Source organism: Brachybacterium sp. SW0106-09 (assembly GCF_001293905.1).
GTDB lineage: Bacteria > Actinomycetota > Actinomycetes > Actinomycetales > Dermabacteraceae > Brachybacterium > Brachybacterium conglomeratum.
Genome location: NZ_BCAK01000002.1, coordinates 1 through 15,065, shown reverse-complemented (window position 1 = coordinate 15,065; position 15,065 = coordinate 1). Strand labels below are relative to the sequence as shown.

Annotated in this window: 11 protein-coding genes; 8 read left to right on the top strand and 3 right to left on the bottom strand. The window is 71.6% G+C overall.

From position 1 onward, the window contains the following. Window positions 1-151: 151 nt before the first annotated feature. Window positions 152-1,111: a sugar-binding transcriptional regulator gene (locus Y09_RS01455; protein ID WP_053916026.1), complete on the bottom strand. Its 960-nt coding sequence runs from the start codon at window positions 1,109-1,111 to the stop codon at window positions 152-154. 145 nt (window positions 1,112-1,256) lie between these two features. Between Y09_RS01455 and Y09_RS01450 the strand changes: the two genes are divergently transcribed. The 4 genes from Y09_RS01450 (at window position 1,257) to putP (ending at window position 7,426) form a co-directional block, all read left to right on the top strand. Further along, window positions 1,257-2,999 carry a glycerol-3-phosphate dehydrogenase/oxidase gene (locus Y09_RS01450; RefSeq protein ID WP_053915896.1) on the top strand — a complete coding sequence of 581 codons (1,743 nt, stop codon included), beginning with the start codon at window positions 1,257-1,259 and terminating at the stop codon, window positions 2,997-2,999. A 153-nt stretch (window positions 3,000-3,152) separates the two neighbouring features. Continuing rightward, entirely contained in the window at window positions 3,153-3,872 is a 720-nt protein-coding gene (locus Y09_RS01445) for an MIP/aquaporin family protein (protein ID WP_053915895.1), read from the top strand. Between the two features lie 99 nt (window positions 3,873-3,971). Further along, a complete protein-coding gene (gene glpK, locus Y09_RS01440) occupies window positions 3,972-5,516 on the top strand; it encodes a glycerol kinase GlpK (protein ID WP_053915894.1) in 1,545 nt (514 codons plus the stop codon). Window positions 5,517-5,863: 347 nt separating this feature from the next. After that, the gene (gene putP / locus Y09_RS01435) at window positions 5,864-7,426 is read left to right on the top strand and encodes a sodium/proline symporter PutP (RefSeq protein WP_053915893.1); all 1,563 of its coding nucleotides are present in this window, start codon (window positions 5,864-5,866) and stop codon (window positions 7,424-7,426) included. 126 nt (window positions 7,427-7,552) lie between these two features. On the opposite strand, the gene Y09_RS01430 is transcribed toward putP, so the two are convergent. Together Y09_RS01430 and Y09_RS01425 are read right to left on the bottom strand one after the other, a co-directional pair. Further along, entirely contained in the window at window positions 7,553-8,428 is an 876-nt protein-coding gene (locus tag Y09_RS01430; protein WP_053915892.1) for an SMP-30/gluconolactonase/LRE family protein, read from the bottom strand. A gap of 104 nt (window positions 8,429-8,532) precedes the next feature. Then, complete coding sequence (locus Y09_RS01425) at window positions 8,533-10,056, bottom strand: FGGY-family carbohydrate kinase (RefSeq protein ID WP_082358572.1); 1,524 nt, start codon at window positions 10,054-10,056, stop codon at window positions 8,533-8,535. Window positions 10,057-10,348: 292 nt separating this feature from the next. Between Y09_RS01425 and Y09_RS01420 the strand changes: the two genes are divergently transcribed. From Y09_RS01420 to Y09_RS01405, 4 genes are all read left to right on the top strand, one after another. Further along, on the top strand, window positions 10,349-11,296 hold the full coding sequence (locus tag Y09_RS01420; RefSeq protein WP_053915891.1) for a sugar-binding transcriptional regulator: 948 nt from the start codon (window positions 10,349-10,351) through the stop codon (window positions 11,294-11,296). A 173-nt stretch (window positions 11,297-11,469) separates the two neighbouring features. Continuing rightward, on the top strand, window positions 11,470-12,558 hold the full coding sequence (locus Y09_RS01415; RefSeq protein ID WP_053915890.1) for a zinc-binding dehydrogenase: 1,089 nt from the start codon (window positions 11,470-11,472) through the stop codon (window positions 12,556-12,558). 103 nt (window positions 12,559-12,661) lie between these two features. Next, entirely contained in the window at window positions 12,662-14,017 is a 1,356-nt protein-coding gene (locus Y09_RS01410) for an RbtT/DalT/CsbX family MFS transporter (RefSeq protein WP_053915889.1), read from the top strand. 151 nt (window positions 14,018-14,168) lie between these two features. Further along, window positions 14,169-14,954 (top strand): SDR family oxidoreductase, encoded by a 786-nt coding sequence (locus Y09_RS01405; protein ID WP_053915888.1) that lies wholly within the window; start codon window positions 14,169-14,171, stop codon window positions 14,952-14,954. The last annotated feature ends 111 nt before the right edge of the window (window positions 14,955-15,065 follow it).

Genomic DNA, 15,065 nt, shown 5'->3' with positions numbered 1-15,065 from the left:
CGGTCGCGATCGAGACGTGGATCTGTGTCGTCATTCGCCGCCATACCGACACATAGCCACGTCTCGGCGTCGCGAGGATGGGAGCCGGCGGACGGCGTCGTGGGGCTGGGGCAGGGCAGCGGTGCTGCCGTGCAGAGCAGGGCGGGTCGCCTCAGCGCAGGGCGAGCAGCGCCGTGGCGGTGACCGCGTCGATGACCAGGTCCGTCGCGACCCCGGACCGCAGTGCCGCCCGCAGCGGCAGCGCCTTGCGGGAGCCGGAGGCGACCAGGAGACGCCGCGGGATCCGGGCCAGTCGGTCCGGGGCGGTGCCCGAGCCGCGCGCGTTCATGGCGATGTCGCGGAAGGTGCCGTCGGCCCGCAGGAACACGGTGCACACATCGCCCACCGCGCCGTCGGCCCGCAGCGAGCGCAGGTCCGCGGCCGTGAGGTAGTTGTGGGTGTAGACGTGGCTGGGGACCTCCGCGTCGAAGGCGCCGACGCTGAACACCGCGACCGTGGCCTGCGACTGCGTCTCCAGCACCCGCTGCACCGAGCGCTCTCGCCACATCGCCTCGCGCGTCGCGGCGTAGTCGAAGAACGCCGGGACCGGGAACTGGTGCACCGTCGCGTCCCAGCGCTCCGCCGCCCGGGCGAGCACGGTGGCGATATAGGTCAGGCCCGAGCCCTCGACGTTGATCGCGCCGTTGAGCTGCACGATCCGCATCCCGGGCACGGGGCGGGGCCGCACCGCGCCCAGCAGCGCCGCGACCGTCGTGCCCCAGGCGACCCCGAGCGTGGAGCCGGGCTCGAGCATCTGATCGAGCAGCTCCGCGGCTTCCTCGACCACGGCGGCGAGGCGGTCGCGCTGATCACCCTCGGGCGGATCCGGCACCACGTGCACCCTCACCCCGTACTGGCGGGCGATGCGTCGGCCGAGGTCCTCGATGCGGTGGGCCTCGGGCGGGCGCAGGGTGATCTGGACGAGCCCGGCATCGCGGGCATCGCGCAGCATCCGCGAGACCGTCGAGCGGGACACCCCGAGCTCCCCGGCGATCGCCTCCATGGTCTGGCTCTGCCCGTAGTACATCCGTGCAGCGGTGAAGAGGTCCTCGAGCCGGGAAGCGGGGGTCATGGTCACCAGTCTTGCACGTTCGTGCACCTGACTTGCGCGGTGCTGCACGCCCGTCCGAGGATGGCCGCGTCACCGCCGCGGAGAGCGCGACGGCCCGGCCGCGAGCGCCGGGATCACCAGGTGCCGATGCGAAGGAGCAGCCAGCGTGTCCGAACAGCAGCGATCCGCACTCACCCCCGAGGGCCGCGGCGATCACCTCGCCCGCCTGCGCGCCACGACCGCCGAGAACCCCCTGGACGTCCTCGTCGTCGGCGGCGGGGTGAACGGGGCGGGCGCCGCCTTCGACGCCGCCACCCGCGGCCTGTCCGTCGGCCTCGTGGAGTCCCACGACTGGGCCTCCGGCACCTCCTCCCGCTCCTCCAAGCTCATGCACGGCGGCCTGCGCTACCTGCAGATGCTCGACTTCAAGCTGGTCGCCGAGGCGCTGCGGGAGCGCGACCTGCTGCTCGAGCACACCGCCCCGCACCTGGTGAAGCCGATCAAGTTCGTCTTCCCCTTCTTCAAGAAGGTCATCGACCGCGGCTTCATCGGCTCCGGCGTCATGCTCTACGACGCGATGCAGTCCCTGGGCCGCAAGCGCGCCGTCCCCTTCCACCGCCATCTCCTGCACGACAAGATGCTCGAGGTGTTCCCGGCGCTCGACGGCGACAAGGCCGTCGGCGCGCTCGAGTACTACGACGCGCAGATGGACGACGCCCGCTTCGTGATGATGCTGGTGCGCTCCGCCGCCCAGCTCGACGCGTCGGTCGCGAACTACACCACCGTCGTCGACTACCTCCACGAGGGCGAGCGCGTGGTCGGCGCCCGGGTGCGCGACGAGGAGAGCGGCGAGGAGTTCGACGTCCGCGCCCGCCACGTGATCCTCGCCGGCGGCGTCTGGACCCAGGAGCAGCAGGAGCTCGCCGGGGCCGACGGCGGCCTCGAGGTCCTCGCCTCCAAGGGCATCCACGTCACCGTCGCCCGCGACCGGATCCCCGCCGTCCCCGACACCGGCATCATCACCCAGACCGAGAAGTCGGTGCTGTTCATCATCCCGTGGGACGAGTACTGGGTCATCGGCACCACCGACACCCCGTGGACCCAGGACCCCCGCGACGTGGGCGCCACCTCGGACGACATCGACTACGTGCTCGAGCACGCCAATGCCGTGCTGAAGGACCACCTCACCCGCGAGGACGTCATCGGCGTGTACTCGGGCCTCCGCCCCCTTCTGCAGCCCGTGAAGAAGGGCTCGGACACGGGCTCGACCAAGGTCTCGCGCGAGCACACCGTCATGCAGGTCGAACCCGGCCTGAGCGCCATCGCGGGCGGCAAGTACACCACCTACCGCGTGATGGCCGAGGACGTCGTCGACTTCGCGATCAAGGACACCGAGCCCGGCCGCCCGTCGCTGACCCGCTCGGTCCCCGTCATCGGCGCGCAGGGCTACCAGGCGCTCGTGCGGGACAAGGCCGCGATCGGCCGACGGATCGGCGCGGACGAGATCCGCATGGACCGGCTCCTGTTCCGCTACGGCAGCCTGCTGACCGACGTCCTCGCCCTGATCGACGAGGACCCCTCGCTCGCGACCCCGCTCGAGCATGCCCCCCGCTACCTGCGCGCCGAGGTGGTCTATGCCGCCCGCGCCGAGGGGGCCCGGCACCTCGCCGACGTGCTCGAGCGCCGAACCCGCCTGGACTACGAGACCCGCGACCGCGGCGTCGCGGCGGCCGACGAGGTCGCCGCGCTGCTCGCGGCGGAGCTCGGCTGGGACGAGGCGGCCGTGCGCGCCGAGGTCGACGCCTATCGCGGGTACATCGAGGCCCGTCTCGCCGGGGAGGCCACCGCCTCCGACGCCGAGGCCGCCTCCCGCGTCGCGGCCGCCGCCGAGGTGCCCGCCCGCGGCTGACCCAGAACTCCTCCCCGGTCGTGAACCGGCCGGGGAGGCCCTCCGCGGGCGACTCCGCTCGCGGACCATCGGCGGGCAGGACCCGCCCCTCTCCCCACCAACTGGATGCCACCGGTCCCGCAACGCTGCGGGACCGCTCGACGAGGAGGTCTCATGGCAACCATCTTTCTGTACGAGATCGCCGGAACGGCGATGCTCACCCTGCTCGGCGGCGGCGTCGTCGCCAACGCGATCCTCGGCAAGACGAAGGGCAACGGCGGCGGCTGGCTGATGATCAACTTCGGCTGGGGCCTCGCGGTCTTCGCCGGCGTGTACGTCGCCTACAAGACCGGCGCCCATCTGAACCCCGCGGTGACCCTCGGCCTGCTCTTCAGCGGCGCCGCGGAGTACGCCCCCGGGATCGCCGTCACCGTCGGCAGCACGATCGCGTACCTGCTGGCGGCGCTGATGGGCGCCTTCCTCGGCGCGATCGTCGCCTGGCTCGCGTACAAGACCCACTACGACCAGGAGACCGATGCCGGAACGATCCTCGGCACCTTCTCCACCGGTCCGGAGATCCGCTCCTACGGCTGGAACTTCGTCACCGAGGTGATCGCGACCTTCGTGCTGGTGTTCGTGATCATCATGTTCGGCAGCACGCCGAGCGGCCTCGGCCCCCTCGCGGTCGCGCTGCTGGTCGTCTCGATCGGCGCCTCCCTCGGCGGGCCCACCGGCTACGCCATCAACCCTGCCCGTGACCTCGGCCCCCGCCTCGCCCACGCGGTCCTCCCGATCCCGCACAAGGGCGGCAGCGACTGGGGCTACTCGTGGGTCCCGATCGCCGGCCCGATCGTCGGCGGCGTCCTCGCGGGCCTGGCGAGCTTCGCCTTCTGACCCGACCCGCACCGCTCCACCGCCGGGCGGTTCCCGTGCGCCGCACGGGGCCGTCCGGCACCATGACCACCACCCGTTCATCACCACGAAGGAGTTCCGATGACCGACTCGACGAAGTACATCCTCTCGATCGACCAGGGCACCACCTCGACCCGCGCGATCGTCTTCGACCACGCCGGCCAGATCGTCTCGACCGGCCAGCAGGAGCACGAGCAGATCTTCCCCAAGTCCGGCTGGGTCGAGCACGACCCGATGGAGATCTGGCGCAACACCCGCTCCGTCGTCGGCTCCGCGCTGACCGGCGCGGACATCAACCGCCACCAGCTCGCCGCCGTCGGCATCACCAACCAGCGCGAGACCGCGGTGGTGTGGGACAGGAACACCGGCGAGCCCGTCTACAACGCGATCGTCTGGCAGGACACCCGCACCCAGAAGATCTGCGACCGCCTCGCCGGCGACGAGGGCGCCGACAAGTACAAGGAGCGCGTGGGCCTGCCGCTGGCGACCTACTTCTCCGGCCCCAAGATCGCCTGGATCCTCGAGAACGTCGACGGCGCGCGCGAGCGGGCCGAGGCCGGCGACCTGCTGTTCGGCAACACCGACTCCTGGCTGGTGTGGAACCTGACCGGCGGCGTCAACGGCGGCGTGCACGTCACCGACGTCACCAACGCCTCGCGCACCATGCTCATGAACATCGACACCCTCGACTGGAACGAGGACATCGCGAAGGACATGGGCATCCCGATGTCGATGCTCCCGGAGATCAAGTCCTCCTCCGAGGTGTACGGGCACGGCCGCAAGAACGACCTGCTCATCGACACCCCGATCGCCGGCATCCTCGGCGACCAGCAGGCCGCGACCTTCGGCCAGGCCTGCTTCGAGATCGGCATGGGCAAGAACACCTACGGCACCGGCAACTTCATGCTGGTCAACACCGGTGAGGACCTGGTCCGCAGCGAGAACGGGCTGCTCACCACCGTCGCCTACAAGATCGGCGACAACAAGCCCGTCTACGCCCTCGAGGGCTCGGTCGCGGTGACCGGCTCGCTCGTGCAGTGGATCCGCGACAACCTCGGCCTGATCAAGGACGCCCCGGAGGTCGAGGAGCTCGCCAAGAAGGTCGACGACAACGGCGGCCTGTTCGTGGTCCCGGCGTTCTCGGGCCTGTTCGCCCCGCACTGGCGCTCCGACGCCCGCGGCGTGATGGTCGGCATGACCCGCTTCCACAACAAGAACCACATCGCCCGCGCGGTCCTGGAGGCCACGGCCTTCCAGTCCCGCGAGGTCCTCGACGCGGCGATCGCCGATGCGGCCTCCGAGGGCGTGGAGCTCACCGAGCTCAAGGTCGACGGCGGCATGGTCATGAACGAGACCCTCATGCAGTTCCAGGCCGACATCCTCGGAGTGCCCGTCGTGCGCCCGAAGGTCATCGAGACCACCGCGCTGGGCGCCGCCTACGCCGCCGGCATCGCGGTGGGCTACTGGGAGGGCGAGCAGGACGTCATCGACAACTGGGCCGAGGACAAGCGCTGGGAGCCCCAGATGGACGAGGAGACCCGCGACCGGTACATGCGCCTGTGGCGCAAGGCCGTCGAGCGGACCCTCGACTGGATCGACGACGACACCGAGGCGCTGTTCGGCTGATCAGCCGATCGACGAACTGCGGGCGCGGAGCGGCCGGCGAGGGACGAGCCGTCCGCGGAGTGCCTGCGGGAAAAGATCAGCACGAGAGCGCAGTGATCGACGACCGGCGGACGCCCGGCATCCCGAGGGGTGCCGGGCGTCCGCGCGTCCGCGCCGAGGTCACCGTCCGGACACGGAACGAGGTGATCGGCGTCACCCGGACGTAGGATTCGCGGCACCTGCCCTCCCGAGCGCCGGTACGGTGGCGCGTCGTCCCCGACCGGACCGGTGGCCCGCGAGCGACGTTGCCGCGCACGGACCTCCGATCCGGCCCGTCCGCCCTTCCCCACCTGAGATCGGAGACCCCCATGGAGCTCGCCTTCAAGCTGGTCGCGCTCGCCGTCTACTTCGGCGCCATGATCGGCATCGGCCTGTACGCCTTCCGCAAGACCAAGGGCGGCGAGGACTACATGCTCGGCGGCCGACAGCTGCCCCCCTTCGTCGCGGCGCTCTCGGCGGGGGCCTCGGACATGTCCGGCTGGCTGCTGATGGGCCTGCCCGGCGCGCTGTACATGAGCGGCATGGTCGAGGCGTGGATCGCGATCGGCCTGACCGTCGGCGCCGGTCTGAACTGGATCTTCGTCGCCCCGCGCCTGCGCCAGTACACCCAGATCGCCGACAACGCGATCACAGTGCCGAGCTACTTCGGCAACCGCCTCCACGACCGCACGAACATCCTGCGGATCGCGGCGGGCCTGATCATCCTGGTGTTCTTCACCTTCTACGTCTCCTCCGGCATGGTCGCCGGCGGCGTGTTCTTCCAGTCGATGTTCGGCGGGCCCTACCTGACCGGACTGCTCCTCGTGGGCGGCGTGACGATCCTGTACACCCTCTTCGGCGGCTTCCTCGGCGCGAGCTACACCGACGTGGTGCAGGGCCTGATCATGCTGGTCTCCCTGATCATCGTGCCGGTCACCGCGATGTTCGTCGTCGGCGGGCCGACGGCGATGTTCGCCTCGGTGCGCGAGGTCGACCCCTCCTTCGGCTCCCTCGTCTCCGGCGGCACGTGGGTGGGGATCCTCTCCGCCGTCGCCTGGGGCCTGGGCTACTTCGGCCAGCCCCACATCATCGTGCGCTTCATGGCGCTGCGCTCCTCGCGCGACGCGAAGTACGGCACGATCGTCGGGATGAGCTGGATGATCCTGTGCGTGACCGGCGCCGTGTTCACCGCGATGGCGGGCCTGGCCTACTTCCAGCAGAACCGGGACGTGCAGATCACCGACGCGACCAACGGCGAGTCGGTGTTCCTCGACCTCGCACAGATCCTGTTCCATCCGCTGATCGCCGGCATCCTGCTGGCGGCCGTGCTCGCGGCGATCATGTCCACGATCTCCTCGCAGCTGATCGTGACCACCTCCGCGCTGGTCGAGGACATCGTCGGCGGCGTGGGCGTGAAGCTCAGCGACGGCGCCAAGCTCTGGGGCGGACGGATCGGCGTGCTCGTGGTCTCCTTCATCGCGGTGATCCTGGCCCTGGATCCCGAGAGCTCGGTGCTGGCGCTGGTCGCCTTCGCCTGGGCGGGCTTCGGCGCCGCCTTCGGACCGATCGTGCTGCTGTCGCTGTTCTGGCGACGGCTCACCATGGCCGGGGCCGCCGTGGGCATGGTCGCCGGTGCGGTGGTCGCCTTCGCCTGGGGCCAGTCCTGGGGTGCGGAGAAGCAGCCTCTCGATGTCACCCTGGGCCTCTTCGGCGGAGAGCACCTCTACGAGATCATCCCTGGCTTCGCGATCTGCCTGGTGCTCGCGGTCGTGGTCAGTCTGATCACCCCGCAGCCGCCCGCCAAGGCGATGGAGGAGTACGACGACATGCTCGACTCCCTCGCCACCGGCGTGGCCCGCGACCGCTCGGCGGAGGCGACGACCGCGTCCTGAGCGAGGCCACCCCGGCCCGGGCCGCATAGTTCTGCGCTCCTGGCGTGACCTCACCGGCCATACGGCCCCGAGGTCACGCCAGGAGCGTATTCGTCGTCACGGCCGGACGACGGGAAAGCGTCGGGGTCAGGCGTCCGGGTCGGTCTCGTCGGGATCGCCGAAGAGGTTCTCCTCGGCGGGGCCGACGACGCCCGGATGCACCGAGAACAGCGAGCCGGCTTCCGGATCGTCCCCGTCGGCCAGGTTCTCCCGGCTGGTCGTGATGAACAGGGTCCCGCGGTCCTCGCCGCCGAAGGTGCAGGCCGTGACCTGGCGCGCCCCCACCGAGATCCGCTCGGCGACCCCGCCCCGCTCGTCCAGGCCCAGCACCTGCGAGCCGCCGAACATCGCCACCCACACCCGGCCCTCGGCGTCCAGGCACAGCCCGTCCGGGCCGCCGTCCTCGCCGGAGAGGTCCGCGAAGGGCCGGCGCTCGACGAGCCCGTCGGCGTCGGACCAGTCGAAGAGGTCGACCCGTCCGGTGGGGGTGTCGATGTAGAAGGCACGCGTCCCGTCGGCCGTGAAGGCGAGGCCGTTGGAGATCGTGAGGTCCCCGAACTGCTGGGTGGTGGTGCCGTCGGGCATCAGGCGCCACATCGCGGCGGCGCCGGGCCGCTGGTCATAAGCCATCGACCCGCACAGGAAGGAGCCGTCCGGCGCGATCGCGCCCTCGTTCATGCGCACGTCCTCGTCCCACAGCGGTGGCAGTGCGCGGATGGACCCGTCGGCGTCCTCGAGGCCGAAGCCCTTCTCGAGGGCGAGCACCGCCCCGCCGTCCGCCGCGGGGCGCACGCAGGCCACGACCGGGCTCGGGGTGGGCAGGCGCCGAGCCGCCCCGTCGGCGCCGAGATGCAGCATGTCCCCGGCGAGCATGTCCACCCAGCGCAGGCCGCCCCAGGTCTCCGACCAGTACGGCCCCTCCGCATGGTGGCAGAGGGATTGGGTGAGTCGATCGGCATGCATGGGGGCTCCCCTTCCGGGCGCTGGATGCGGTCGACCGGCGCGCGGAGGTGCCGGTGGGGCCACCGTACGGGGTGCGCGGGAACGGCGTGCGGGAGTCCCGACCCTCAGTGCTCCTGCATCGCCGCGAGCGCGTGGGTGATCTCGTAGGTCGCGGGGTAGAGGTCGCGGTAGAGCCGGTACAGCTCGTCGTACCGCTCGCGCCGCGCCGTGTCCGGGACGATCTCGTGATCGGTGGGGTTCCAGCGGGAGACGTCGGTGCCGTGGGCGAGGCGCGCGGCGAGCATCGAGCCGCCGTAGGAGGCGCCGACGACGCGCCGCGGTATCCGCTGGACCAGGCCCGTCACGTCGGAGACGATCTGCGGCCACAGGTCGCTGCGGGCCCCTCCGCCGACGGCGACGACCCGGTCCAGGCTGAGCTCGGCCGCGGTGAGGGTCTCGAGGTGGTGGCGCACCCCGAAGGCGGCGGCCTCGAGCGCGGCGCGGTAGAGGTCCCCTCGGTTGTGGGAGAGGGTCAGGCCCGCGATCACCCCACGGGCGCCGGGGTCGGCGATGGGGGAGCGCTCGCCGGCGAAGTAGGGGAGCATGACCAGCCCGTTCGCGCCAGGGCCGCTGGCTCCCGCCTCCGCGAGGAGCTCGTCGAACTCCGGGGAGCCGGTCAGCTCGCGCAGCCAGCCGGTGATCGCCCCGGAGGACGCCATGCCGCCCGAGAGCGCGTAGGCGCCCGGCTCCACCCCGGAGGTGGGCCACAGGGTGCGGCTCGCGAAGGGCTCGACGGTGGTCGCGACGAGGAAGGTGGTGGTGCCGTACATCAGCATCAGGTCGCCCGGGGAGGCGGCGTCGACGCTGACGGCCTCCGCCCAGGCGTCGATGGTGCCGGTGATGACGGGGATCCCGGCGCGCAGGCCGGGCACGAGCCGCGCGATCGCGCTCTGCACCGTCCCGGCCGCGTCGCCCGCCCAGCGCAGGGCCGGGAGCTCGAGGCCGGGGCCGACGCGCTCGGCCCACTCGGGATGCCACGTCTGGTGGCGCAGGCTGTACATCGGCGCGGACTGGCTGGCGCTGACGTGGTCGAGCACGTACTCGCCGGTGAGGCGGAAGGCGAGATACGAGGCCGGCATGAACAGCCGACGCGCCCGCGCATAGACCTCCGGCTCGTGGCGGGCGACCCAGGCGACCTTCGGCCCGGCCGCCTGCGAGGTGAGCATCCCGCCGCAGTGCGCGACGATCTCCTCCCTGCCCAGCACGTTCGTGAGATGGCGGATCTCGTCGCCCGCGCGGGTGTCCACGCCGTAGAGGATCGCGGGGCGCACCGGCTCGCCGCGCTCGTCGGTGAGCAGCACGCAGGGGCCCATCCCCGAGACGCCGATCGCGGTGACCTCCGCGGTGACGTCCGCGGCGCCGTCGGCGGTGAGCTCGCGGGCGATGTCCAGGAACTCCTCCCACCAGATCTCCGCGTCCATCTCGACGTGGCCCGGTGCGGGGCGCGAGACCGAGTGCTCGCGCACAGCGGTGGCGAGGATGGTCCCGTCGAGCGCGACGAGGGTGCCCTTCGTGCTCGAGGTGCCGACGTCGACCCCCAGGACGGCGAGGACCCTCGCGCCGGCGGGCGCTCCGGCCGGACGGGGCACAGCCGCCGTCGGTGAGGCGGGCTGCTCTGCCGGCCCTGTGGGCGCTGGCGACGCTGCCGAGGAGTCCGACGGAGAGATCCGCGGAGCAGGGGTCGTCGCCCCCGTGCCTGCCGTCATCGCGCCGCCTCCCCGTGCCGTCATCGCCGCAGACCATCCTGCCACCGTCGGCCCTGCCAGGGGCGCAGGACGGGGCTCTGTTCCGCAGCACCGCCCGGCGTTCACTAGGATCATCGGCGCGAGCCCCGCCGCCCCGGGGCCCGGACACGGCCTTGACGGAGAGAGAGGAGCATCGATGCTCGAGACCGCGATGGACCTCCAGCTGCTCCACCGCGCCGCCTCCGCCTATTACGTCGACGGGGTGCGACAGGCCGAGGTCGCCGCGCGCCTGGGCGTCTCCCGGCCCACGGTCTCCAAGCTCCTCGCCGAGGCGCGACGGATCGGGATGGTGCGCTTCGAGGTGCTCGAGCCGCCCACCGCCGACCTGCCCGATCTCGCCGCACGCCTGCAGGACGTGCTCGGCGTCCGCTCCGTGCGCATCGCCCCGGGGAACCAGGTCCAGCGCGACTACCGCGGCATCGGCGACCTGCTGGGGGAGGAGCTGCGCTCCCTGGACCTGCAGCGGGGCGAGGTGCTGCTGATCTCCTCGGGCAAGACCACCTACGCCGTCAGCGGCATGCCCGGGCTGCCCGAGCTGCCGGGAGTGGTGATCGCCCCGACCGTCGGCGGGCAGCAGGAGACCGACCCGTCCTTCCAGACCAACGAGATCGTGCGCCGCTTCGCGGACCGCACCCGGGCCGAGCCGAAGTTCATGTTCGCCCCGGCGAGCCCCACCGAGCAGCTCTGGGAGTCCCTGCAGGCCGACCCCAGCTTCCGGGAGATCACCGACCTGTGGGCGCGCGCCCGCGCCGTGGTGGTCGGGATCGGCGAGCCCTACCAGGGGCGCGCGGCGCTGACCTCCGTGGTGCCGCGCGACGAGCCGGCGCTGCTCCCGGCCGTCGGCGACATCAACCTCCACTTCTACGACATCGACGGACATCCGGTGAGCTATCCCGGCTCGGAGCTGCTGGTGCGCCCGCCGCGCGAGCTGCTGACCGCGCTGCCGACCTCGATCGCGATGGCCGCGGGGGAGCGCAAGGCGCCCTCGATCCTCGCCGGCGCCCGCACCGGGCTGTACACGACGCTGCTGACCGACGAGCCGACGGCCCAGGCCGTGCTCGCGCTCGCCGCTGCGACGGGCTGACCCCGCCCGATCCACCCCGTGGCACGCCTCTGACCTGCGTCGCCCTGGCGTAGAACATTTGTGCTTGACGTTTGTTCGCGGTCTGCCTAGAGTGTCCTCGTCAGGCCCGACCCGTCGGCGCGCGCTGTGGCGCCCCAGGCCGGGCGGAACGTATCGAAGGAGATGTGTCTTACGTGAGCCAGCTGCCCGCCACCATGCAGGCCGTCGTCATGCATGCCCCCGAGGACTACCGCCTCGAGGAGCGTCCGGTCCCGACCACCGCCGGCGATGAGCTCCTGATCCAGGTCGAGGCCGTCGGCGTCTGCGCCTCCGACCTCAAGGCCTACGCCGGCGCCGCCAAGTTCTGGGGCGACGAGAACCGCGACCGCTGGGTCGAGCCGGGCATCATCCCCGGCCACGAGATCACCGGCACCGTCGTGCAGGGCTCCGACGAGATCCTCGCCCACCACGGCGTCTCCGTCGGCGACCGCATCGTCGTCGAGCAGATCGTCCCCTGCGGCGAGTGCATGTACTGCCAGCGCGGCTGGTACTGGATGTGCGCCCCGCACGACATGTTCGGCTTCAAGCACTACCACGGCGGCATGGCCGAGTACATGATCGTGCCCAAGCTCGCCCGCGCCCACCGGATCTCCAAGGACATCGCGCCGCAGCACGCCGCCTACGCCGAGCCGCTGTCCTGCTCGATGCACGCCGTCGAGCGCGCCGAGCTCGAGTTCGACGACGTCGTCGTCATCGCCGGCGCCGGCCCCATCGGCCTCGGCGCGATCATCGGTGCGGCCCACAAGAACCCCAAGCTCGTCATCGCCCTCGACTTCGACGACGAGAAGCTCGAGCTCGCGAAGAAGTGCGGCGCCGACCTCACCCTGAACCCCTCGAAGGTCGACATCTACGAGGAGATCCGCGGCCTCACCGGCGGCTACGGCGCCGACGTCTATATCGAGTGCACCGGCCACCCCAGCGCCGTGCCGCAGGGCCTGAACCTGCTGCGCAAGCTCGGCCGCTTCGTGGAGTACTCCGTGTTCAAGGAGAACGTCTCCGTGGACTGGTCGATCATCTCCGACGACAAGGAGCTCGACGTGCGCGGCGCCCACCTCGGCCCGCACACCTGGCCCGCCGCCATCAAGATCATCGAGAAGGGCGACCTGCCGCTCGACGAGATCTGCACCCACCAGTTCGGGCTCGCCGACTTCCAGAAGGCTCTCGACTCGGTCGCCGACTCCGCCGGCGCCTCCGTCAAGGTCTCCATCCTCCCCGGCCGCTGAGCACGGCCCCGCTGATCCCGGATCAGCCCTGACGGGGCGGCCGACGCCTCGATGCTGCCGTCGGCCGCCCGCGCCTCTCCCCCTCGCACACAGGAGTGCCCTTATGAGCGCAGTACCCTCGACCACCCAGGCCGGACCCGCCGTGCCAGCCGCCGGGTCGTCCCAGGAGACCTTCCTGGACCGACTCGGCATCCCCCATCCGCTGCGGTGGGGCTTCCTCGGCGTGCTCGTCTTCATGACGGGCAACGGCGTGGAGACCAACTTCGTCTCCCCGCACATGGCGAACGTCTTCGGCGGCGGCGACGACATGATCAACGTCGCCGCCACCATCATCACCTTCTACTCCCTCGCCTCGCTGGTCGGCTCGTACCTCGCCGGCGCCCTCTCGGACCTGTGGGGCCCGCGCAGGGTGATGCTGCTCGGCCTCGTCGTCTGGCTGGTGTTCCAGGCCGCGTTCCTGGGCGCGCTGTCCACCGAGTCGATCCCGCTGGTGGCCGCGACCTACTTCTTCCGCGGCTTCGGCTTCCCGCTGTTCGCCTTCTCCTTCCTGGTCTGGGTCAACGCCGTGGTCCCCAAGGAGCGCAACGGCGCGGCGGTCGGCTGGTTCTACGTCATGTTCACCGGCGGCATGCCCACCATCGGCTCGCTCGTCGCGATCGGTCTGATCCCCGCCTTCGGCGGCGGCCTCTTCGGCGAGCGCTGGGCCATGGCCGTCTCCTCGCTGATCGTGATCGCCGGCTTCCTGATCGCCTGGCTCGGGGTGCGCGAGAAGCACGGCTCCCTCCGACTGGCCCCGGAGGGCGAGACCTCCCGCCAGGTGATCTTCTCGGGCGTGCACCTCGCGTTCACGAACAAGCGCGTGATGATGGGCTTCCTGACCCGCCTGATCAACACCGCCCCGCAGTTCGGCATGTTCATCATCCTGCCCACCGTCATCGCCGAGACCCTCGGCTGGGGGCAGAGCCGCTGGCTGCTGATGACCTCGATCGTCTTCGCCGGCAACATCCTGTTCAACGCCGCCTTCGGCGCCCTCGGCGACCGCATCGGCTGGACCACCACGGTGCGCTGGTTCGGCATCGTCGGCTCCGCGATCGGCCTGCTGCTGTGGTGGTACGTGCCGCACTGGGTGCCGGCCGGCTCCGACTGGGGCTTCGTCGTCGCCGTCATCGCGGGCACCGTCTTCGGCATCCTGCTGGCCGGCTTCGTGCCGCTCGGCGCGATCATGCCGGCGCTCGCCCCCGACCACAAGGGCGCCGCGATGGCGATGTACACGACCGCCGCGGGCGGTGCGACCTTCCTCGGCTCGGCCGTGGTCGCCGTCGTCCGCCCCTGGGGAGGGGACGTCGGCGTGGTCTGGGCGTTCGTGGTCCTGTACGCCCTCGCCTTCCTGATGACCTTCGCGCTGAAGGTCGACCAGCCCCGCGTCGGCAAGAAGCGCATCGCCGCCGCCGAGGCCTGATCCGCGCCCCGGGGGCCGACGCGAGGACCGTCGGCCCCCGGGCCCCGTCCGTCCCGGCGGGTCCGTCCGCTCGTCCCTCGCGCCCCGCCCCGCGCGCAGCGCCCGTCGGCCCCGCCCACCCCGTCCGCCCACTGCTTCGAAGGAGTCCTCCATGACCTCCGCCATCAGCCCCATGTTCGACCTCACCGGCCGCACCGCCCTCGTCACCGGCGGCGCGAAGGGTCTCGGCCTCGCGATGGCCCGCGGCCTCGCCCAGCACGGCGCCCCGATCGTGCTCGCCGACATCGACGACGCGACCGGCCAGCAGGCCGCGAAGGACCTCGCCGCAGAGACCGGGGTGGAGGTCTCCTACCGCCACCTCGACGTCACCGACCAGGCGATGGTCGAGAAGGTCGTCGCCGAGATCGACCAGGAGGTCGGCGGGATCGAGATCCTGCTGAACAACGCCGGGCGCACCATCCACCACCCTGTCGAGGACGGCGACGGCGAGAAGTGGCGGGCCGTGATGAGCCTGAACCTCGACGGCGTCTACCACGTGCTCTCGGCCGTCGGTCGGGCCATGCTCGAGCGGGGCCGCGGCAGCATCATCAACACCGGCTCCATGAGCGGCATCATCGCCAACATGCCCCAGACCCAGGCCTCCTACAACGCCTCCAAGGCCGCGGTCCACAACCTCACCCGCTCCGCCGCGCTCGAGTGGGCCTCCCGCGGCGTGCGCGTGAACGCGATCGCGCCCGGATACATGCGCACCGAGCTGACGCGCGGCTTCTACGAGGAGGGCGGCGAGCAGATCGACATCTGGAACGCGATGACCCCGATGTCCCGCCCGGGCGAGCCGGAGGAGCTCGCCGGCGCCGCCGTGTACCTCGCTTCCGACGCCGCGAGCTTCGTGACAGGCTCGATCCTGTCGATCGACGGCGGCTACACCGCCGCCTGAGCCCCGGCGGCCGACGGATCACCCCGTCGGCCGCCGAGCCCGTCGGCCGAGGCGCCGTGGGGACCGCGGCCCGCCGCCGGCCCCGCGCCCGCCACCGCGGCCGCCGTGCCC

Bases quoted from the DNA above. Each gene is read 5' to 3' on its own strand.
- Y09_RS01405 (WP_053915888.1), top strand. From the start codon at position 14,169: ATGACCTCCGCCATCAGCCCCATGTTCGACCTCACCGGCCGCACCGCC.
- Y09_RS01430 (WP_053915892.1), bottom strand. From the start codon at position 8,428: ATGCATGCCGATCGACTCACCCAATCCCTCTGCCACCATGCGGAGGGG.
- Y09_RS01455 (WP_053916026.1), bottom strand. From the start codon at position 1,111: ATGACCCCCGCTTCCCGGCTCGAGGACCTCTTCACCGCTGCACGGATG.
- Y09_RS01420 (WP_053915891.1), top strand. From the start codon at position 10,349: ATGCTCGAGACCGCGATGGACCTCCAGCTGCTCCACCGCGCCGCCTCC.
- Y09_RS01410 (WP_053915889.1), top strand. From the start codon at position 12,662: ATGAGCGCAGTACCCTCGACCACCCAGGCCGGACCCGCCGTGCCAGCC.
- glpK (WP_053915894.1), top strand. From the start codon at position 3,972: ATGACCGACTCGACGAAGTACATCCTCTCGATCGACCAGGGCACCACC.
- Y09_RS01445 (WP_053915895.1), top strand. From the start codon at position 3,153: ATGGCAACCATCTTTCTGTACGAGATCGCCGGAACGGCGATGCTCACC.
- putP (WP_053915893.1), top strand. From the start codon at position 5,864: ATGGAGCTCGCCTTCAAGCTGGTCGCGCTCGCCGTCTACTTCGGCGCC.